A 20626-nucleotide genomic window follows, 5' to 3' on the forward strand; every position below is an offset into this window, starting at 1 on the left:
CCATTAAAGCAGATATAGCAGCCACGCCATGTATCCCATAAAGGTAAGTATCAACACCCATCCTTCGCGGCGCGATACGTAATACTTGGTGATGGCAAATATCCACATCAGTCCGATACTAATCAGCATCATCATCAAATCTACGATGGTGATACCCATGATACGCATGGGATGAACCACAGCCGTGATGCCGAGAATGAGAAGAATATTAAATACATTGGAGCCTATCACATTGCCTATCGCAATGGCCGAACGACCTTTATAGGCTGCAACCACACTGGTGGCCAGCTCGGGCAGCGACGTACCACCAGCCACAATGGTAAGACCAACCACACTCTGACGAATGCCAAAGCGATTGGCCACATAAGTAGCGCCGTTGACGAAGATGTGACTACCCACAATCAGGCAGCCTAAACCAAGCGCCACCCAGAACAGATTGCGCCACAGGCGAGAAAAATCCTTTTTAGGCTTTTCGCGCTCCACCCCCAACTCCTCGTCAAGGAAATCCAGTTCTCCGTTATTGGCGGCCACCTGGAAGGTGTAAACCATAAAGGCGAGAAAACCTATCAAGAGGATAATGCCATCCGAACGACTGATATCGTTACCCCAGAGGTGAACAGAACTCATATCGTCGAAGCAGAGCATGAAAAACAGCAACGAAGCGCCGATAGCAAAGGGGATATCCTTCTTGACCGTGCTGGGCGCCACCACAATAGGTGCCACTGCAGCCGAACATCCCACGATGAGCAGCGTGTTAAAGATATTTGAACCTATCACATTACCAACAGCCAGATCGGAGGTACCTTTCAGGGCCGACATCAAACTCACAAAGAGTTCGGGTGCCGAGGTGCCTGCAGCAACGATAGTAAGACCTATCACTATTTCGGGCACGCGCATATCGCGCGCAAAAGACGATGCGCCCTCCGTCATACGGTCGGCGCCCCAGATAACGAGGATGATACCTAAGATAATCAATCCGATGTTAAGCAATGTCATAGCTCTCGGTTATTTAATCCAAATCACTGATAAACGCATCCAGACTGCGACGCTCCTTCTTGGTGGGGCGACCTGTGCCGCGGGCACGATCGACGAAACCGCTGATACGAGTCATCTCAAGCAACTCATACTGCTCGGGAGCTGTCACATTCTCGTAGATTTCGGGCAGGAGTTTTGCTCCTACGCGCTGCTCGATAGTCTTCAGGATACGGAAGGAGTAAGTGATAGGCGGTTTGCGCACACTCACAGTCTCGCCCACCTTCACCATACGCGAGGGTTTTACGCTTACCCCACCGATGGACACACGCCCATTCTTACAGGCGTCTGCCGCGATAGAGCGAGTCTTAAAAATACGCGAAGCCCACAACCATTTGTCAATCCTTGCCTCTTCCATATTCTATTTCTTACCCAATTTATTATACTGGTTCATCGTGATATCGATGCCTGCCAGCACAAAACTCTTAATAATCTCACAAGCTGTATCGATGCTAGGCTGGAGGATCTTCATGTCTTCCTCGTCATATTTTCCAAGCACCCAGTCGACCTGCATGCCACGAGGAAAATCATTGCCGATACCCATGCGCAGACGGGCATAATTCTGACCTATCAGCTGCTGAATATGCCCAAGACCGTTATGACCGCCATTAGAGCCACTGCCTTTCAGGCGAAAAGCGCCTAAAGCCAATGCCACATCATCGCTGATAACCAGCAGATGACTCTGATCTATATTCTCCTTATTCAGCCAATATCGAACCGCATTTCCGCTCAGATTCATATAGGTAGAAGGTTTCAGCAAGAAAACCTTACGCCCCTTGAGCGATGTCTCGGCCACAAAACCATAGCGCTTATCATCAAAATGAATATTGGATGCCTTAGCAAAAGCATCCAATACCATAAAGCCTGTATTGTGGCGGGTGTTCTCGTACTCGTCGCCGATATTACCCAAGCCAACAATTAAATACTTCTCCACAAATAATTCTTTTAGTCGGCGTACCGCCTTTGTAAAAGCGGTAAAGCCGAGGTGTCAATTATTATTACTCGGCAGCCTGTGCAGCAGCAGAACGAGAAGCACGTGTAGCCTTAACTGAGCATACTACAACCTGTGCTGGAGTAGCAATCTGCAGACCGTCGAAGTTCAGCTCAGCTACCTTGATAGCCTTACCAAGCTTCAGCTCTGTAACATCTACATTCAGAACCTCAGGGATCTGCTTGTAAGGAGCTGTTACGTTAAGTGTGCGAACAGCCTGGCTGAGACGACCACCATCGCGAACACCCTGAGCGTGACCTACCAACTTAACGGGGATACCGATAGTGATGGGCTTCTCATCGTTAACCTCATAGAAGTCAACGTGCAGCAGAGCATCTGTTGTGGGGTGGAACTGGAGCTCCTTCATAACAGCCTTGTGAGCCTCACCATCGATAGTCAGGTTTACAACATAAACATCGGGTGAATAAACTACACGACGGAGCTGAGATGCAGGAATAGCAAAAGACATAGAAACGGGCAGACCGTTCTCACCCTTTGCCTCACCGTACATGTTGCAGGGTACCAGACCCTCCTTACGCATTTCCTTGCTGGCCTTCTTACCAGTTGTGGCACGCTTCTGGCCACTTACGCTAATTTCTTTCATAAAATGTGTTACTCTAAATTAAGTTGTTAAAAATACGTTTTGCTTAATTCGCCATCACACGAATCATCGGCCGAAGCCGAAAAAGCGGTGCAAAGGTACTACTTTTTTTGTAACCAACAAAATATTTGGCTAAAAAACCTCAATTTTCAGCTTTTTTCTTGCAGATTTAGGTTTTTATTACTAATTTTGCACCCGATTTGGACTTTTAGTTCACACGTATTTAAAATAGGTATAATAATAAAAAAACATCAAGTGAGATGATTAACAGAGAAATTATCAGAATTAAGATTGTTCAGTTAACCTACGCCTACTATCAAAATGGTAACAAGAACATCGACACGGCTGAAAAAGAGTTATTTTTCAGTCTCTCGAAAGCTTATGACCTTTATAACTACATGCTCGCCCTCATCGTGGCTGTCAACAAGGAAGCTAGCCGACGTATGGAGGTGTTGGTGCAGCGTGCAAAGCGCGAAGGCACCCCAGAACCATCACAGCGATTTGTACTGAACCGTTTTGCCATTCAGCTGGCAGAAAACAAGCAGCTTAACGAATTTGTAAGCACACAGAAAAACGGATGGGACGAGAATGCCACATTCGTAGCATCGCTTTTGGAAAAAATCGAGCAGAGCGACGTTTACCAGGAATATATGAACAATCCAGAAGACAGCTACGACGTGGATCGTGAGTTCTGGAGAAAGATATACCGCACACTGATTCAGGACAATGATGAGCTGGACTCTATACTGGAAGACCAGAGCCTCTATTGGAATGACGACAAGACGATTGTGGATACATTCGTGCTGAAGACCATCAAGCGCTTCGAAGAGAAGAACGGTCCTAAGCAGGAGTTGCTGCCTGAGTGGGATAGCGAGGATGAGCAGGACTTTGCACGCAAGGTGTTCCGCGCATCCATCATGAATGCCGACGAATATCAGCGCTACATGAGCGAGGCTTCGCGCAACTGGGATTTCTCGCGCCTGGCCTACATGGATATCATCCTGATGCAGATAGCCATCGCCGAGATGATGACTCTGCCAAACGTGCCCATCAGCGTTACTATCAACGAGTATGTAGAGATAGCCAAGTTCTACTCTACCCCAAAGAGTGCCGGCTATATCAACGGTATGCTTGACGGTATCGCACGCAATCTGGTGGAGAGCGGCCGTCTGGCTAAGTTTATCGAGCCCAAAAAAGAAAAAGAATATAAACCCAAAAAACAAATTATAACAAAGAAACATGACTAATTTTGTACTCGCTGCACAGGCAGCACAGAACGGTGGTGGTATGAGCATGATTATCATGATGGTGGCTATCTTTGCCATCATGTGGTTCTTCATGATCCGCCCACAGCAGAAGAAGCAGAAGGAAATCCAGAAGTTCCAGAACGAACTTACTGAAGGTACAGAGGTAGTAACAGGTGGCGGTATCCATGGCACTGTAAAGAGCATCGATCTGGCCAAGAACACTGTTGACGTGAAGATTGCTCGCGACGTGGTGATCACCGTTGAGAAGACTTCTGTATTCAAGGATATGGCAAGCACCTTGCAGAAGTAAGACGATGACTGAATACCTGAAGAAAATAGGAAATCTATGCAGTAAGCTCCTTTTTAGCAAAGCTAACAAGGAGTTATTACTGTTTATATTCTTTCTGGCTCTTTCAGGTGTATTCTGGCTGCAAACCACGCTCAACGAGGTTTACGAACGCGAGTTTGCCATCCCCGTATCAGTAGTAGGCATCCCGAGGAATGCCGTGCTTACCAGCGATGAGACCGATACGGTGCGCGTCACCATCCGCGACAAGGGTATCACGCTCCTTACCTATATGTATGGCGACATACTGCGCAAGGTGAACGTGAACTTCAAGAACTACTCGCATGGCAACGGCACTGGCGTGATTACGCAGCAGGAAATGCAGAAGCTAATCTACCAGCAGCTGGCCAACGGTTCGCGCATCACAAGCATGAAACCCGAGAAACTGGAGTTCTACTACAACTACGGCGACAAGAAAACAGTGCCTGTGAGATGGAGCGGACGCGTTATTCCAGAGGAGCTGTACTTCATTTCGCGTGTGGCATATAGTCCTGACAGCATCACGATTTATGCCTCGCCCGAAAAGCTTGACAGTATCAATGTGGTATATACCGAGCAGCTTAATTATGCCAACTTCCGCGATACGCTAAGAGCAAACTGCAGACTGGCCAAGATTCGCGGCGTGAAAATGACTCCCGAGCATGTGAAGGTAACGTTCTGCACCGATGTGCTTACCGAAGAGAGTATCGAAGGTGTGCCTATCAAGGCTATCAATCTGCCAGCAGGCAAGTCGCTTCGCACATTCCCATCGCGCGTCAACGTCACCTTCGTCACGGGTGTAAGCGTCTATCGCAATCTGAAACCCACCGACTTTACTGTGGTGGCCGATTTTAATGAGATTAAGGACCACCCGCAAGAGAAATGCCACATCTACCTGAAATCGGTACCACGCGGCATATCCAGGGCACGCTTGGAAACAAGCATGGTTGACTATCTAATTGAGTCGGAAGAATGAAGATAGGTATAACGGGAGGTATCGGCAGCGGCAAGAGCTTTGTTTGCAAGGTGCTTCAGAAGTATGGCTACGAGGTGTTCGACTGCGACAGTGCGGCCAAACGATTGATGCGGGATTCTATCACCCTGCGACAGCAACTGGCTGATCTGATTGGTGCCGACGCCTATACGACCGACGGCCGACTAAACAAAGCGGTGGTGGCAAAATTTCTGCTTTCATCGCCCGCAAACGCCAACGCTATAGATGCGATTGTGCATCCTGCTGTTTTTCAGGCTTTCGAAGAGAGCGGTTTGCAGTTTATGGAGAGCGCTATCCTTTTTGAGTCGGGCGCTTACAAGTTGGTGGATAAGGTGATCATAGTAACAGCTCCTAAAGAGGTGCGCATCGAGCGCGTGATGGCGCGTGATCATATCAATCGCCAGCAGGTGGAGCAATGGATGAACAAACAGCTACCGCAGGAAGAACTCATAGGAAAAGCCGATTTCGTGATTGTAAACGACGGCGCAACAGAAATAGATAAACAAGTAATTAAAATATTAGAACAATGCAACAAACAATTTTAGCTATTGCCGGTAAACCCGGATTATACAAGTTGGTTACCCGTGGTAACAACAATCTGATTGTAGAGGCTCTCGACGCTACTCACAAGCGTCAGCCAGCTTTCGCTACTGATCGTATCACATCTCTGAGCGATATCGCCATGTTCACTGAGACAGACGACGTGCCCCTGACAGACATTCTCGACAGCATGAAGCAGCTGGAGAGCGGCAAGAAGGCCAGCATCAATGAAAAGAAGGCCAGCGCAGCCGAGCTGCACGAGTACTTCTCGAAGGTTCTGCCTAACTGGGATCAGGATCGCGTAAAGGATAGCCACATCAAGAAGCTCATCACTTGGTACAACATCCTTATCGAGGCTGGTATCACCGACTTCAAAGACGAGGAGCCCGAAACAGAGAGCGCTGAGTAATTTATTTGGCACGAATTTCGCGAATTAACACGAATTTAGTTTAAGGCACGGATTACACGGATTCTTGGACAAGCCAAGCGGCAAAGCCGAGCGAACACGGATTTATTAATAAATAATTCGTGAAATTCGCGTAATTCGTGCCAAAATAATATCGCGGGATAAGAATCCGTGCCTAAATCTTCTTTGCTTCGAAGGTTTGCTTGATTTTCTGTTCGCGGTGCTCTACGCGCACTTCGATACCAAACTTTTCGTGGATGTGCTCGGCCAAGTGCTGCGCCGAATACACCGAACGGTGCTGACCACCTGTACATCCGAACGAGAACATCAGACTGGTAAAGCCACGCTGGATGTAACGACGCACATGCGCATCGGCCAACTTATACACCGAATCCAAGAACGTGAGTATCTCACCATCATCCTCCAGGAATCGTATCACCGGCTCATCCAGTCCCGTCAGCTTCTTATACGGCTCATATCGGCCGGGGTTGTGCGTGCTGCGGCAGTCGAACACATAACCGCCACCGTTACCGCTCTCGTCCTCAGGTATGCCGTTGCGATACGAGAAACTGAACACCTTTACCACCAGCGGACCCTGCGCATCGTACTTCGAGAACGTAGCCGGTCCGTCCTGTGGATGGGCATTATAAGGGTTCAAATCAGTCGTCTTATAACCATCGGCACGACTGGCCACCGCCTCTATCTGCTGGAACTGTGGCAGCTCTGTCAGCTTCTGCAGTATCTCCATCAGGTACGGATAATGCCATGGCGTACTGCTTGCCAACAACTCGCGAAGGTTCTGTATGGCGGGTGGTATGCTCTCAATAAAATGCTTTTTCTGCTCAAAATAGCCGCGGAATCCGTAAGCACCCAGCACCTGCAAGGTACGGAACAGCACAAACAGCGACAGGCGGTTTACAAAGTGGCGCACCGTGGGCACCTCGATGTAGTTCTTCAGCGAGTTGTAGTATTCATATACCAGTTCGCGGCGCAGCTTATGCGGATACTTAGCCGAGGCCTGCCACAAGAACGAAGCCACATCGTAGTAAAACGGACCCTTTCGGCCGCCTTGGTAATCAATAAACCAAGGATTGCCATCGTGGTCTAACATCACGTTGCGAGCCTGGAAGTCGCGATACAGGAACGAGTCGCTCTGCTCCGAAGTCAGGTCCTTCGCCATCAGTCGAAAGTCGGCCTCCAGCTTCAGCTCGTGGAAATCAATCTCCGTAGCCTTCAGGAAACAGTACTTAAAGTAGTTCAGGTCGAACAGCACACTGTCCACGTCAAACTCCGCCTGTGGATAGCAGTTCTCGAAATCCAGATCGCGCGCCCCCTGCATCTGCATCTTAGGCAGCTCGCGAATGGTGCGCCTCAGCAGTTCCTGCTCTTTCAGGGTATAACGTCCGCCCGCTTCGCGACCACCACGGATGGCGTCGAAAAGCGACATGCTACCCAAGTCAGTTTGCAGGTATCGCAGCTGGTCGTCGCTGGCAGCCAGAATCTTTGGCACCGGCATCTGCAGACGCGAAAAATGCTTGGTAAGATAGATAAACGCATGGTCCTCGTCGCGACTGGTACCTATCACGCCTATCACACTCTGTCCCTGCTGGTCGGTCAAACGGAAGTAAGTGCGGTTACTACCGCCCCCGGGAATCTGCTGAACATTAGCCGGCTCAGCTCCCCTCCATTGGGTATATAATTCGATAAGTTTCTTCATAATGCCTGCAAAGATACGAATAAGCGAGCAAAAATCCAAATATATTTGAGATTTTTCGAGCGAGCCACCACAACACGCGGCTTGAAAGGGCACAAAAATCAGCGAGCCCCGTGGGGAGCCCGCTGAAATTATGTTTATGCTATTGGATTAACCTTTAAGCGTTAGGGGGCTGGAGGTTATTCGTAGGTAGTAGTAGTCCAACCTGTTGGCAAGTTTGTGTCAGCAGCCCAGCCAGTACCATCAGTGTGCAATGTACCACCTGTAGCACAGCCAGTGAACATTTCATAGCATGCATCACCATTATACCCAGCTTTTACCCACACTTCATTAAGGCTGGTGCAACCATTGAACATAAAGCTGTAACATCTATCTGCCAACGATGTGGCGGGCAGCTTGGGCGCAGTGGTCAGACTGGTGCAACCATTGAACATATTAGAGTAACACCATTCCTCCATCACTGTAGCGGGCAGTTCTTCGGGTACAGTAGTCAGTGCAGCGCAAGAGGCGAACATATAGCTGTAGCAGTCTCCGGCCACCGTTGTGGCGGGCAGTTCCTTGGGCGCAGCGGTAAGATTGGTGCAACCATCGAACATATGGTTGTAACAGAAATTTGTCAACGTTTCGGCAGGCAGCAACAAATCGCTCGCGTCAATGAGGTTAACATTGTTCAGAAACAGTCTTTTAAAAGTATTAGTTGCCAGCAGTGTAGTAAGCGTCTCGAAGCCCGTCTTTTGAATCAGACTCATGATGTTACCGCAAACCTTGAAATTTTTATCGCAGTCAATATGATTATAGGCATTATTAATGGAAGTAGCATAATTTGTATTTTCACCACGGAACATCACCCTATCGCCAACCTTAGCCAAAACAACTGAAACACCAGTTCCTCCAGTGTTTCCATCAGTCCAAGTCGCACCGTCATCTTTACTGTATTGGATATCTCTTGCGGGGGCAGAGTTTAAAGCTTTAAATGTAACTGTTGCTCCATCTTCCAAAGCCTCGATGGTGAGCGGTGTACTCATTGTTACAACGAGAGGAGTACTTGGTGCAGGTGCAGGAGCGGGAACTCCCTCAACGGTTACCTTATACGACTTTGATTCGGTATTAAACATCTTCTTGCCGCTGGCGCTGCTATAGCCTGTAGCAGTGGCGGTGATGGTGGCGGTGCCTTCGGAAACAGCCTTAACTGTTCCCTGATGGTCTACAGTTGCGATAGCAGGATCGCTTGATGAATACTCTACAATAGCCGTGCTTACAGCAATAGCTGTGCGGGTTTTGGTTTCGCCAACCTTAAGGGTTACGTTACTGGTATCCATCGAGAGATAAGCAGGAATAGGATTGTCTTCGCTACCGAACACTTCGTCGCACGCAGTAAAGAGAACAGCCAGGCAGCACATGAGCGAAGCCTGGAACAACTTAGATAAAAAGTTACGTTTCATCATAATAAAAATTAAATTTGTATAAGTTAATAAATAAATCGTTATAGGTATCTAGTGATTCTCATCACGATATTTGAGACAAAGGTAAGAAATTTTCCGTTAAGTTTTGTCACCCCCCCCTTAAATAATGTTAAGACGTAGCAAATTTCGGACAAAAAGCCTTCACCCCCGCTTTCAGAGGGGTGAAGTCAAACAATTATTTTTAATTACTTGATGGTAATCCACACGGGCTCGCCACGGCCTTTGGCTTCTACTATTTTCTCTTTCAAACGATACAGCCATATCTTACTATCCACCACCTGCCCCACTATCTTGTTCCTGCCAGGCAGTATGCAGCCTTGGGTATCGGCAGCGGTGTTGCCTGCATGTATGCGTATGCCGCTGAATCGGGGCACACCGAGCAGTATGGGCAACCACTTCCCGAACTTGGGACTCCACGAGATGACTACGGCGTAACGTCCCTCGGGTATGGCCGAACATCCTTGTACCTTATGGGCGCCGGCGGCGTAGTTACGCCAGGTGGGTTCGAGTGTGTCGCAGAAGTAATCCTCTACCTGATAAGTGCGATACTCTTCGACAACCTCTCGCATGATGGCCAGACGGCCAATCGTGTAGGTTTTGCGTTTTGCTATGCGTGTAAGTACTAATTCCATATCTAAAAACTGCTTATTGTCATTGTGTCATTTGTCATTGTCATGCTTGGTTTTGCTCCAATGCGTGGCGTCAATCTTCTCTACCCAGCCGTCGATGTTCCAACGCGAGATAATCTTAACGATGGCGTTGTGGGATACCGATTTTGATTTGAGTGCGGCCACATCATCGATGGTGAAGGTAGGTGCAAGCTGGTCGAATATCGAGCGATTGCAACTGTATCGCCTACTCTCCTGCTCGGCATCCACATACTGATTCTGCAATACGTTACCAAACGTGCGTATCTGCTGCTCCATGCTGTACTGGGCCATCATTACCGCAAAATCGGTGCAGGCCTTGCTCTCCTTGATGTTGCCTGTAAGCAGGTGAAAGATAACACCACAGCGGAAACCGATAACGGCAGCACGACGGCGATACACATCCTTTACATGGTCGATATCCTTAGCCGCCTCGATGCGCTTCTCTTCGCACCAATTCTCGATGGCATGGCGAAGTTTTGGCGTATCAACAAAACCATTGTACGAACGTAATCGGCGTACGGCATCTTGTATACGTCCCTCGTCGTCGGTTGTTCGCCTACGGTATTTGGGCATTTTGGCAAACGCTGTATCAGGCATTTCGGCCAGCAGCATACGACTCGACAACCCGTTCTCGATGTTATCGTTCTTAAAGCACTTACGCACGGCGCCATCGGTGCCCAGCATAGTCCAGTTGTAAGCCACGCGCACCACGCCACTCTCTGCCTGATCGGAGTTATAATCCTGTCCCCATTTCGAGTCGATGGGATCGAAAGCCAAGCGATAGATATCGTACTTAGAGCTCCACGAGCCAGCACCATTGGTTTTACGCAGCGTGTCGAGTTCTTCACCAAACGAGAAGAGCGTATGACCACGTGAGTTCTTCAGTCGTTTAAGCAGTGTCGAGCAACTGATGGTGATGGGAACTACGCGTATCAGCACCTTCGGGTCGTCAGGAGCCTTCTCGTTGGCCTTGCGCGCTTTCTTTTTCTCGTGCCACTCGTCCTCGCGCTGGCGGGCCAGTTCATCTTCCTCGTCAAGCTGTCGCAACCACACGTTGATGGCATGCTTACACACCGATTTACCCGAAGCCTGCTCGCCATGGATAATCGACATCATACCTAACTTCTGCATCTCGCCATCGCAGTAGCGCACCTCAACCTGGTCGGCATAAGCAGCCGCTAGCGGCAGCACCGAGCACAGCACGGGCATGTGCATTCTGGGGGGCACACCTACCAGCGATTCCTTCAGTCCCATCGGTAGGGCTTTTACGTTCAGCGCCGCACCTGCATCTTCGGTGGCACCATCGGTATCGTCCTCCTCTGAATGATTGATGGTCAATGATAAACGGTCAATAATCTCGTCCATCATCTTCGAGCCCTTGGTAGGCTCTTTGCAGGCCGAGTGGATGATCGACTGCATCTCCTGTTGCGACAGACCGAGCGAAGGCATCACCTGCAACAGCCACTGCTGATTGTTATCGCAGATGGCACGCAGATTGGCTGCCAGCTGGTGTAATCGCTTGTTACGTTCGCCCTCGGATGGCACCCCACCCGTTCGGCGCCAAAACTCGGCTATAATCGCATCGTAAGCAATGCCTTTGAACTCCTGCGGAAATTCTTTTGGGCACGGATTTACACGGCTCTCTTTTAGAGAAACGCTGCTTTCTGCATCGAAATAATTGCCATCGGCGGTTCTTCCATCGATTGATAATCCACGATCGGTGTAGGCTTTCCTGCGGATGGCTATCTCTTCATCGCTCAACTGCTCATACCAGCCATCGGCACGATAAATCTCGTAATCGGCAGGCGTGATGTAAATAAATCGCTCGGGTGTAAAACAGCTGGTATCAGCTTCAACCCCCAGCGCACGGCAGTAAGCACGCTGTGCCTCGGGCACCGTCATGCCTATCGGCAGTCGGATATCGATGTGCAACTTTCGGCGAGCCGAATAATCCTTGTGCAGCATCATACACTGCCACTCGCCATCGGCTTGGATATCCAGTTTTTCCGACATCATATTGGCCTTCTCAACCAGTTCCGGATCGTCGATATCCACACACGTCTGCCAGGTAAAACTTTCCGGGTCGATATGTTCGCGGTCGCGGTGATTGTCGGCAAATCGCGTGTAGTGCGGACAGCGGAATGGCAGGGCCGACTTCAATTGTCGCTGCTGCTCCCCGTCGGTTGTCTTACTAATACGTTGCACCAGCTGCTGCAGTTCGGCGCTGCGTGTAAGTGCATCGTACTCCGAGAGTGGGCATTCAGTAACGAATGCCCTGTTTTGCTCTCGGGTTCTGCGGTGATTAAGTGCTATTAATCTTGCTGCCATATGGTTTCCTCCTTTCTGGTTTTAAAATAAGCCATCACTTCGTCGGTCTCGTTCTTGAAAATTGCCTTTGTCAGTGCCAGACCAAGGGTCTTTGGAAATTTAAAGGTTACGTAAACATGCTCCATATCGAATCGGCGACGGGGATTCTTACGATCATACGTATAGAGGGGGCGTGTCATCTCCACGCGGCCATGTCGAGTCGTAAACAGCAATTCGCGCCGGGGACCGGTGTTCTGTCGGTAAGCCTTAAAGAGGCTTGTTCCATCCTCCTCAATCAGCATGCGCCCTCGCGGCTCGCGTCGTCCACCGCTGGTTACCTGTTGGTTCTCCCAGCTGCAGGGATAGATGTTGATGTCGCCATTAGCATGAAACATGGTTTGTGTCTCCATCTTCACCTCGCCAGCCAGAATCTGTTGTACTTGTAAATGTCTGTTCTGTTTCATTTTAGAGTCGAAATTACGAGAGAAGTTTTCGAGAAAGGGCCCTACATCGATTTTACCGACGCTCAATTGATTCCCTCGACCTCAACTCTGGGTTAAAAACTTAAGATAGGTAAAAGTGTTTAGAGTTCAAAACTCCCAGGCGATTTATCTTCGCCATTCTGATCTTGTCGCGCTGAGCTTTCAGCCCTCGCCACGCGGCTTTTAAATCGTTACGTTTACTCATATCTGTTATTGTTTTATTGATTTTGACGATGCAAAGGTAACGCATTTTTCATCACATGCAGCACAAAAACTTCCATAACACATTGATATACAAGCAAATACAAGTTAATACAAGTTGTACACAAGTTTTTGTACAAGTACAGACACAAAAAAAGGAACCGACACACGTCGATTCCTTATATTATGGGGTTGTTTTCTATAGTTATTTCACCTGTTGATTCCAGTTCGATTCAGTTGGATTATAGTAGCCGTACTCATGCAGTACACTCCACAAATCATGTTTCTTTGAGTATTCGGATATCTTTTTAGCAGCTACCAACTGGTTAACCTTATTGGTTATCTGTGTAGGCTTCATACCTTGAATACATAATAAAAAGTTATTGGCCTCGGCTTCCATTCCATAGAATATGTTTTTAAGTTTTGCCACAATCTCCTTTCGGTTCGTAATCTGGCCTTCTAACTGTTCCTCCAAACGTTCTATCAGTAGTAACACGCTATACAGATCATAGAGTTCGCGGCGGGATATACCCAGATAATTAATTTTCAGTCCCATTGTCTGCAGTTGGTGATAATCCCGCAGTTCGCACCACCTCATTCCCCTCAGCCATTCGCACAAACGTTCGTATTCTTCGGCTATTTTCTCTTTGTCGGCTTCAGCAAAATCCTGCCCTCCTAGGAACGTATTACAATACTTTTTATAAAGGTGACGGTTAATGGTATCGTCGTTGCGCAACCTGTCCAGATGTTCTACGAACACACGTTCGGGCCAGTGTTCTGCCATGCGATGCATATCACCCACCGAAGCGTTTACCTTATTATATAACTCTGTGAGTTTAACGGCCTCATCCTCGGTTGCACCTAATTTCTGATGTTGCGTGCATGCCTTATGCAGTTTTTTTGAAATCTTATTTAGCCACATACAATCATCATGACAAATAGATGTTTTCATCAACGGGATATAACGATTGGCCAGGTTCATAAAGTCGTGAAGATTGTCCTTGTTCACCTCCATCATAGTCAATCTGCTAGCTAACAGCTGTAGTGCGCTTTCATTCTTAGTAAACGGCAAAAGCACATTTTCGCCAAGAGGACTATCGGGTAAAATGCGAGTTCGCGATTTGTGCGGTTTTATCTTCTCGGCAGCCCCGGGGATAGAAATAAAGAAAGTGATATTGTCATCTACTCGTTCTACCACCCCATCGCATTGCAGGTTTTCGTCAAGCAGATCGCGCACTTCGGCCGTCTCCTCCTTATCTATATAGCCTATGCGCTCGTAATTTATGTACGCAGCAATAGCATTAGTATCAACGGGATTCTCAGGTTCAGCCATCAGCATTACCTGTTGTCCTTTCTTCAGCCCAGCCACAAAGAGCCTTGCCGCCTCGGTAGCCTCATCAAGAGTAAGATGGTTTCCCATCTGATATCTTATACCTGTTATAGTAAATTCTATCATTTTTCAGTTTCTTAAGTACGTTTTCATACCGAGGCGCAAAGGTAAATAAAAAATTCGAGCCAACAAAAATGCCAGCTCAAAAATTTATTTAATAATTGTCAAACCAAAAAGTTGTTACCTATTGTTCTTAGCGTTATCGACTGTGACTCAATAAACAACCCATGTTGTACAGTTTAACAAGCCGCCCTCTTGGGCCACATCCGTATAATCAATCGTCTCGATAATCTTATCGGGAAATGCTTCTTTTATCACATCAACAGCCTGCTTATCTTCGTCTCTTCCGAAAACAGGTAGAACTATCAGATTATTAACCTGCAGATAATTAACGTATATTCCAACAGCACTTAATGGATGCTTTCTGTCCTTAGGCTCAAAGAATGGTACATTTATATATTTCAAGCCCTTTTCTACTATTACCTTTTGCATACCCTCACGCCAGTACTTCAACTCACTTGCCAAGTCATTGCCAAGTATTGTGTTCTTATCTACAAACCTCACCATTCCATCAGCATGTCCGGTCATATCGCTCTTTTGGTCGGGTATTATGATAATCTCACACTCCAACAGACGTCCAAGTTCGCTTAACAATTGGTCTCTGTTGTAATCCTGATTCTCAGCGAACACCCTTTCTGATATAATGGCCCTATCACCACATATCAACACATTACCACCGTCAAGGTTTATGTTCGACGGCTCTGCATCTATATTATTCAATCTGCATACCTCTTCCACATCAGAACGAGATTCGTCCCATCCGTTTTCAGTTTTAAGATAACTGGGTTCGTATTTAAATTGGATATACTTACCCGATTTGGTTTGAACAGGCATATAATCGCGGCACCATATATCTTTAGTTCCCTCCAAGAAACCATATTTTACATGATGCCTTTCGAGTATTTGGACAAGACTTTCACAAGTGTCAGGATACTTTGTTTTTAGCAAAGCAGATAAATAGACTGTTTGTTCTCCACAGACTTGGGCAGAAGCTGCCTTGGGTTCTGTATTGATAACAGAAGTAGTTAACGCATCATCTTTTATATTGCTTTGCCTCTTTTCCTGATATCTAGTTTTTATTGATGGCATGCTAACGCCTATCAAACCTTTACAGATATCGTCAGTTGGCTCGATATCGTTGCAATCAAGAATGTCAAACAAGACAGTCTCTCTACCACGTTTTTCTAAGGCAAAGTTTTGAATATAATCCTCCTTTATCCTATGATTGATTAGAGGATAGCTGTTTAATTTCATGAGGATTTCTCTACGCTTCTCATCTGACGACTTTTTATCTGTTAACTGGTCAAATAATACAGACATCGATGGCTTTTGCAGTTTTTTCTCCAACCAGACATAACCGCCATAAACTCCACAAACGATACCAATAATACCACTTGTAATTCCAATAATAGATTCAATACTCATAGTTTTATTTTTTTTAAATTACTTTTTATAGGGTTTACTCCAGGTATATACAAAGGGGAGCATGTATGTAGCAGACTTATTTTTGAATAAATAAGTTACTTTTCGTCTAGAAATATGTACGTTTATGAAACATGTATAACCTGTCGACATCATACTAACAGACCTGATAGAGCGTTCAATTTCATCCAATGGTACTAAATCCAGAATCTGACCAAGCATATCAGCATTACCATAAACGGATATTAATTGCTTTTCCACATCTTTCTGGTTTTTAAGAGTAATCTTACGACTGCCATAAGTGAATCTAACTTTCAAAGGAATGCTACAACTATCTATTTCTTTTGATTCGCGAATAGACATCTTGAAAGAGCTTCCATATAAGAATCCTTTTCCATATCTTGGGAAATTCACCCTAGCAGTTTTCTTCACATCAATATTGGGTTTAATCCAATTAAAGAGAGCAACCTCCTTATCTTTATAAATATCAGTTTTAATCCTATTATATACAGTAACATCTACTTCAATGGTAGTGTTTATCGGCTGAGGATTGTCAGACAGAACTTTTTGGGGGATGTCGATAACAGTATTTTCTTGTGGAAATTGAATATCAAAGATTGCCCTCTCTTCATATGGAACATCCTTTTCATACAAATCAAATTGGTAGACATCGTCTGCAGCATGAAGCCTTATAAAATGTTTACATTGATCAGAAATCTTTTTCTCTTCTAAGCTTTCTTGCCTTATTTTACGCGTAAAACTAGCATGGAAAGAAGAACCTTGATTCTTAACAATGCAAAGATGATTTTCCTTTTGGTATGTAGTTTCTAAATAATTTATCTTTAAATCATTATCTTTTTTATTCTCGGCTTTTATCTTCTTATAACCATATTGAGAAAGGTCCTCTATGAACTTTGCTCGATAAGTTTCGCCTAATATAAAATAGAGTTCCTTTATATCCGAACTCATAGGACCATATGAAGTAAGTCTGCCAAGCAGAAGATCTTTTGGACTCCTTTCTAATTCCGGCCAATAAACGTAGGCATTCGTAGCAATATAATCCTTATACTCATTCCACGTCTTACTAAACCTTTTAGCAAATTCTTCAGTAGCTTTTTCATTTACAGGCAAGCCAAATAAAACTAATGCAGAATGGGCCGTACCAAAAGCATTAACATCCAAAACCATATCAGCAGCCTTTACTATCTCAAGCTTGTCGTTATGATTAATTGGTACTCCGTAAACCTGAGCAAACGATATATTGCAAAAAGCAATACAAGCAATCAATAGGGTTAATAGTTTTTTCATTCCACATAGTTTTTAGTTACACATAAAAAAACACAATCCTTTCGGAATACTGATGCAAAAATACAAAAAGAATTCAACATCATCAACGATTCTCATATTTTTTTTGAAAACACGTACAAAAAGATTGTTTATTCAAGGAATTGTCGTATCTTTGCAATATCTTATTTAAGCTCCGCCATTCTTTCTTGAATGGACATGGCCGTCCGAGGGCGGCTTCTTTATTGTAAGATAGGAACCAAAATAATAACTGCAATCATCAGAAATGATGGTTGCAGTTGTTTTATTCTATTTTGTGGAGCGCAATGCTATTTGTTCTCATCGTAGAGCTCTTCGCTTTTCTCTGCCAGATACCGATAATATGCTTCGCGAGCGTTCAAATCGCCCTCGGCTATTTTCTCGCCAGCACCAAGCAAACTAAGTACTACATCGGGAATAGTTTGGCTGCTTAAGTTCTTGTTGATAGCTCCTTTCATGTTTAACCGAACAATATTTATGGCGAAATCTACACGCCAACGTAATCTAGTGAATTACGCTTGATTACTACCCTGGCTGTTAATCATCAATACGCTTACCATGCTGCATGGTATACGGAGTTTTGTTGAAAGTTCCAAATAATTTCGCGTATTATTTGCTTATGTGGCTTTGGAGCATGTTGAATAATTCGCGGTTGGAGATGTTGAGGATGGTGGGGCTGATGCGCACGGCGGCACCACGCAGAAAGGGCTTGTTTAGCCTTTGCATAAAGCGGCACCAGCGGGTGGTCTCTATTATCTGATATCGCTCCTCGTTGCGCACGTAGACATCGAAATGTGTCGCGTTCTTCATAGAAACTTTCTCAATCTTTACAACGTCCTCCCAATCGAACACGCGGTGGCAATTAAAAGTGAAATCGTAAACCTGCAGCTTATCGTTAGTGATTACAACAATCGGCGTGCGGTGGAGGAAGATTCGTAACTGGGATAAAGAGAGATAGATTACGAAAACCATGAGAACAGCACCAAAGATCATTACTCCTTCTACGAAGCGACTGAACGCGGCCGACACATTGGGCGCGTCGATGGGGATGACATGGTAGCAGCAAACCCAATAAACTACTGCAAGAAGAGGGATTAACACTGTAGTTGAGATGGCATGCCAGCGGCTCATATATATTTCTGTCATAATCGAGTTTCTTAAGTATCTTAATAATTCTGCTGCAAAGATACGGAGTTTTGTTGAAAGTACCAAACGTTGGGCGGAAAATTTTATCAGTGACATGAGTGACAGTGACATAATGACATTAAGGGTGTGGCGATGTGCAGAGTAATGGTCTATAATAATTATATTATTATAGGCTTTTGTTTTGTGAGGTGGCTGGGGCTAAACGTCATTTTGTCATCGGTCATTGTCATGGGTATGGCGCGGGATTGCGCGGCGTTAACAGATTTTTACAAGTTATGGAGGGGCGGAATTTGGCCGAACAGCGAAAATTTCGTACCTTTGCATTGTCAATAACGAGGGAGGCTGAGGGCAGCCATTAAGGAGAAAAATTGCGAGCATTAATAGTTGCAAACAAAAGCATTAATAGTAGCAAGATTTTAACTTAATTGGTAGCCCAAACCCGAACTCTGGATGATAGTGAGATAATCAACAAAAAGTTTAACAAACAAACTACTTAAACACATTATGGCAATTAGAGTAATCGCACAGCGCCGAGTGCTAAAAATCGGCAAGAATCCTGGAGCTAAGCGTTTCGTGATGCGCCCCGATCTGTACACACCTATCCAGGAAAAGAAAGTATTTGTCGAGGCTGCCACGCGCAGTGGCATCGCCGCGGGAGTCATCAAAGCGGCTTGGGATGCCGCCGGCGAAGTAATCCGCGCGTGGGCCACCGAAGGCCACTCCATCCCCATCCCCGGACTGGGCACCATGCGCTTCAGCGTGCGCAGTAAGGCCGTGGAAGATCTGGACGACGTCAAGACCAGCCTCATCACCAGCCGACGCATCGTGTTCACCCCCAGCACCGACGTGAAAGACGAGCTGAAGAACACCTCAATCCAAATCACCTGCTTGGACGAGAATGGCGACGTGCTGAAACGCGTAACCAGCAACGATAGTGGTGACATCGAAGACCCGGAGAACTCCGCGCCCGATCCATCGCTTGCCACCGGAGGAACGCAAGAAGGAGGGGAGCCAGAGAATGGGGGTGCGAACGGCGGCGGAAACCATGAGCCAATCGACGAGCCCAACGGCGACTAAGGGTTGGGGCGAAAGCCCCACCCTATTCCAAAATTAAAAAATGTAAGAATGTAAAAATTGACCAATTAAACCTTAACCATTATGACAAAGAAAGAAACAGTTAAGTTCATCGTACAGTTGATAGCGTCCATCGCTTCGGCGATTGTTACAGCCCTGGGTGCCACCTCGTGCATAAGGGTTTAGAAAAGAAAACACGGCTTTAGCATTGCAACTAAAGCCGTGTCTTTTAATTTATTAAAGCCGCGTACGACTACACTTCCCAGCCGATGGCCGAAGCACCAAGCACAGCTGCGCTGGCACCATCAAGACCACTGACAAGGAACTTAGCCTTGTTCTTGAAAATCTTAAGCACGTGGGCATCGTAAGCCTCGCGGATAGGTTTCATAATCAGTTCGCCAGCCTTAACCATACCTCCGAAGAAGATGAATGCCTCGGGAGATGAGAAAGCGGCGAAATCGGCACAAGCCTCACCCAGCATCTTGCCGGTGAACTCGTAGATGTCCTTAGCCAGCTCGTCGCCCTTGCCAGCAGCGATAGATACATCGAGAGATGTGATATCCTCGGGGTTCATCTCGCGCAACAGCGATGGACGATCGGTCTTAGCCAGCATCTCGCGAGCGGTACGAGCCACACCGGTGGCAGAGCAGTAACACTCCAGGCAACCTGTACGGCCGCAGCCACAAGCACGGCCTTCCTCGCCACGAACCATCGTGACATGACCCAGCTCGCCAGCAAAACCATCGTGACCGTAAAGCAACTGTCCGTTAACCACAATACCCGAACCAACACCGGTACCCAGTGTGATAACGATAAAGTTCTTCATACCGCGAGCCACACCATACACCATCTCGCCGATAGCGGCTGCATTGGCATCGTTGGTGAGGGCTACAGGAATACCCAGACGATCGCTGAACAACTTGGCCAAGGGCACTACACCATCGTGAGCCCAAGGCAGATTGGGAGCAAACTCGATTGTACCATTATAATAGTTGCCGTTAGGAGCACCAATACCCATGGCCTTAATCTTCTCAATACCACCAACCTGGTCGATAATAACCTGAACAGCCTCAACACTGGCATCAACATAATCCTCTACCTTCTGGTAGTTGCCAGTCTTAATAGCTGTGGTAGCCTTGATATCACCACGAGCATCAACAATACCAAATACCGAATTGGTACCTCCCAAGTCTAAGCCTATTACGTAGGGCTTAATTTCTGCGTTTTGTTCGTTCATAAATATATAAGTTTATTAGCT

The 20626-nt window shown here is 46.4% G+C and carries 22 protein-coding genes; 7 read left to right on the top strand and 15 right to left on the bottom strand.

Going from position 1 to position 20626, the window contains the following annotated elements; translation table 11 throughout:
• Nucleotides 1-3: 3 nt before the first annotated feature.
• From T360_RS0109920 to T360_RS0109935, 4 genes are all read right to left on the bottom strand, one after another.
• Nucleotides 4-996 (bottom strand): calcium/sodium antiporter, encoded by a 993-nt coding sequence (locus T360_RS0109920; RefSeq protein ID WP_028912647.1) that lies wholly within the window; start codon nt 994-996, stop codon nt 4-6.
• 13 nt (nt 997-1009) lie between these two features.
• Nucleotides 1010-1390, bottom strand: a complete 381-nt coding sequence (locus tag T360_RS0109925) for an RNA-binding S4 domain-containing protein (protein ID WP_028912648.1) — start codon at nt 1388-1390, stop codon at nt 1010-1012.
• A 3-nt stretch (nt 1391-1393) separates the two neighbouring features.
• The gene (gene pth / locus T360_RS0109930; RefSeq protein WP_028912649.1) at nt 1394-1966 is read right to left on the bottom strand and encodes an aminoacyl-tRNA hydrolase; all 573 of its coding nucleotides are present in this window, start codon (nt 1964-1966) and stop codon (nt 1394-1396) included.
• A gap of 64 nt (nt 1967-2030) precedes the next feature.
• The gene (locus T360_RS0109935; protein ID WP_028912650.1) at nt 2031-2627 is read right to left on the bottom strand and encodes a 50S ribosomal protein L25/general stress protein Ctc; all 597 of its coding nucleotides are present in this window, start codon (nt 2625-2627) and stop codon (nt 2031-2033) included.
• 257 nt (nt 2628-2884) lie between these two features.
• Here T360_RS0109935 and nusB point away from each other — a divergent pair, with 257 nt between their 5' ends.
• From nusB to T360_RS0109960, 5 genes are read left to right on the top strand one after another with little or no spacing between them, the layout of a single operon-like run.
• Nucleotides 2885-3871 (top strand): transcription antitermination factor NusB, encoded by a 987-nt coding sequence (gene nusB, locus T360_RS15140; RefSeq protein WP_051523506.1) that lies wholly within the window; start codon nt 2885-2887, stop codon nt 3869-3871.
• The gene (gene yajC / locus T360_RS0109945) at nt 3864-4181 is read left to right on the top strand and encodes a preprotein translocase subunit YajC (protein ID WP_028912651.1); all 318 of its coding nucleotides are present in this window, start codon (nt 3864-3866) and stop codon (nt 4179-4181) included. Before nusB ends, yajC begins: the two co-directional genes overlap by 8 nt.
• Before the next feature lie 4 nt (nt 4182-4185).
• Nucleotides 4186-5172, top strand: a complete 987-nt coding sequence (locus T360_RS0109950) for a hypothetical protein (RefSeq protein ID WP_028912652.1) — start codon at nt 4186-4188, stop codon at nt 5170-5172.
• Nucleotides 5169-5735, top strand: coding sequence for a dephospho-CoA kinase (gene coaE / locus T360_RS0109955; protein WP_028912653.1), 567 nt, complete (start codon nt 5169-5171; stop codon nt 5733-5735). Before T360_RS0109950 ends, coaE begins: the two co-directional genes overlap by 4 nt.
• Nucleotides 5717-6139 (top strand): DUF5606 domain-containing protein, encoded by a 423-nt coding sequence (locus tag T360_RS0109960; RefSeq protein ID WP_028912654.1) that lies wholly within the window; start codon nt 5717-5719, stop codon nt 6137-6139. Before coaE ends, T360_RS0109960 begins: the two co-directional genes overlap by 19 nt.
• A gap of 172 nt (nt 6140-6311) precedes the next feature.
• Here T360_RS0109960 and T360_RS0109965 read toward each other — a convergent pair whose 3' ends face one another.
• From T360_RS0109965 to T360_RS0110015, 10 genes are all read right to left on the bottom strand, one after another.
• Entirely contained in the window at nt 6312-7853 is a 1542-nt protein-coding gene (locus T360_RS0109965; protein ID WP_028912655.1) for an RNase adapter RapZ, read from the bottom strand.
• A gap of 176 nt (nt 7854-8029) precedes the next feature.
• Complete coding sequence (locus T360_RS15835) at nt 8030-9295, bottom strand: Ig-like domain-containing protein (RefSeq protein ID WP_028912656.1); 1266 nt, start codon at nt 9293-9295, stop codon at nt 8030-8032.
• A 203-nt stretch (nt 9296-9498) separates the two neighbouring features.
• Nucleotides 9499-9945, bottom strand: a complete 447-nt coding sequence (locus tag T360_RS0109975) for a DUF5675 family protein (protein WP_028912657.1) — start codon at nt 9943-9945, stop codon at nt 9499-9501.
• A gap of 27 nt (nt 9946-9972) precedes the next feature.
• Nucleotides 9973-12291 (bottom strand): hypothetical protein, encoded by a 2319-nt coding sequence (locus tag T360_RS15150; protein ID WP_051523507.1) that lies wholly within the window; start codon nt 12289-12291, stop codon nt 9973-9975.
• On the bottom strand, nt 12276-12734 hold the full coding sequence (locus tag T360_RS0109985) for a hypothetical protein (protein ID WP_036929412.1): 459 nt from the start codon (nt 12732-12734) through the stop codon (nt 12276-12278). The genes T360_RS15150 and T360_RS0109985 overlap by 16 nt, the downstream gene beginning before the upstream one ends.
• 424 nt (nt 12735-13158) lie before the next feature.
• The gene (locus T360_RS0109995; protein WP_028912659.1) at nt 13159-14409 is read right to left on the bottom strand and encodes an HIRAN domain-containing protein; all 1251 of its coding nucleotides are present in this window, start codon (nt 14407-14409) and stop codon (nt 13159-13161) included.
• A gap of 147 nt (nt 14410-14556) precedes the next feature.
• Nucleotides 14557-15828: an agmatine deiminase family protein gene (locus T360_RS0110000; RefSeq protein WP_028912660.1), complete on the bottom strand. Its 1272-nt coding sequence runs from the start codon at nt 15826-15828 to the stop codon at nt 14557-14559.
• 18 nt (nt 15829-15846) lie between these two features.
• Nucleotides 15847-17133: a hypothetical protein gene (locus tag T360_RS0110005; RefSeq protein ID WP_028912661.1), complete on the bottom strand. Its 1287-nt coding sequence runs from the start codon at nt 17131-17133 to the stop codon at nt 15847-15849.
• 305 nt (nt 17134-17438) lie between these two features.
• Nucleotides 17439-17606 carry a hypothetical protein gene (locus T360_RS16225; RefSeq protein WP_155949483.1) on the bottom strand — a complete coding sequence of 56 codons (168 nt, stop codon included), beginning with the start codon at nt 17604-17606 and terminating at the stop codon, nt 17439-17441.
• Nucleotides 17607-17757: 151 nt separating this feature from the next.
• Nucleotides 17758-18294 carry an STM3941 family protein gene (locus T360_RS0110015; protein ID WP_028912662.1) on the bottom strand — a complete coding sequence of 179 codons (537 nt, stop codon included), beginning with the start codon at nt 18292-18294 and terminating at the stop codon, nt 17758-17760.
• A 504-nt stretch (nt 18295-18798) separates the two neighbouring features.
• On the opposite strand from T360_RS0110015, the gene T360_RS0110020 reads away from it, so the two are divergent.
• Both T360_RS0110020 and T360_RS16230 read left to right on the top strand, forming a co-directional pair.
• Complete coding sequence (locus T360_RS0110020; protein WP_028912663.1) at nt 18799-19371, top strand: DNA-binding protein; 573 nt, start codon at nt 18799-18801, stop codon at nt 19369-19371.
• 81 nt (nt 19372-19452) lie between these two features.
• Nucleotides 19453-19554, top strand: a complete 102-nt coding sequence (locus T360_RS16230) for a smalltalk protein (RefSeq protein WP_155949485.1) — start codon at nt 19453-19455, stop codon at nt 19552-19554.
• Between the two features lie 67 nt (nt 19555-19621).
• On the opposite strand, the gene T360_RS0110025 is transcribed toward T360_RS16230, so the two are convergent.
• Nucleotides 19622-20605, bottom strand: coding sequence for an ROK family protein (locus tag T360_RS0110025; RefSeq protein ID WP_028912664.1), 984 nt, complete (start codon nt 20603-20605; stop codon nt 19622-19624).
• Nucleotides 20606-20626: the final 21 nt, after the last annotated feature.

Origin of the sequence: Prevotella sp. MA2016 (genome assembly GCF_000619825.1) — a bacterium.
Lineage (GTDB): Bacteria > Bacteroidota > Bacteroidia > Bacteroidales > Bacteroidaceae > Prevotella.